Source organism: Methylobacterium crusticola, assembly GCF_003574465.1.
In the GTDB taxonomy this organism is placed as follows: Bacteria; Pseudomonadota; Alphaproteobacteria; order Rhizobiales; family Beijerinckiaceae; genus Methylobacterium; species Methylobacterium crusticola.
In genome coordinates, this window is the sequence record NZ_QOWC01000500.1 from 1 (window position 1) to 755 (window position 755).

At 78.7% G+C, this 755-nt stretch carries 1 protein-coding gene; it reads right to left on the reverse strand.

The window, feature by feature from the left end; genetic code table 11:
• On the reverse strand, positions 1–755 hold a 755-nt coding region (locus DT057_RS35110), incomplete at both ends, for a peptidoglycan-binding domain-containing protein (protein WP_162501628.1).

Sequence of the window (755 nt, forward strand, 5' to 3'; positions counted from 1 at the left end):
CCACCCACCCGGTGGCGACGAGAGCGGCCGGGGCCGGGGCCGGGGCGGCGGGCGGTCCGGGGGGCCGCGGCGGCGGCCCCGGCGCCGCGGCCGCGGCCTCGCCCGGGAACGGCACGAAGCTGTTGGCGATCGCGATGACGAGGCGGTCGACCTCCCGCGCCGCCGCCTTGTCGTAGGCGAGCGAGAACCCCCGGATGCCGGCGGGCCCGGCGGCGTAGCGGATGTAGAACTTGCCGGCCGGGGTCTCGCCCGTCGTCACGATGAAGTCCGGCCGCTTGAGCTTGTAGGTGACGGTGCGGTCGGGCGCGGCGGCGGCCGCGCGCTCGAAGAGCGCGTCGAGGTCGGCCTCGCCCAGCGCGTACCCCTTGGTGTCGAGGGTGACGCGCCCGTCGCCGCTCTGCCAGCGGGTGCCGTTCGGGAGGCGGCTGCGCTTCTGCAGCAGGCGCTCGGGCACCCCGAGGGCGAGGCCGGTGGCGGGATCGGGCGCGACCGTGAACCGCGCGGCCCGGCGCGCGCCCTCGCCCGCCGCCAGCAGGCTGGCCCGGGTCCGGTCGTCCAGGATGCCGCTCGGCGGGGCGCCGTTGCGGCTCTGCCAGGACCCGATCGCCTCGAAGGTCCGCCGGCCGAAGGTGCCGCTGGTGACGCTGTTGTAGTCCCCCGCCCAGACGAGGGCGTCCTGCACCGCCCGCCGCTCGGCCTCGGGCCGCGCCTCGAAGGCGGCGCGCGCCGCCTCGAAAGCGGGGTCGGGCGCGGCC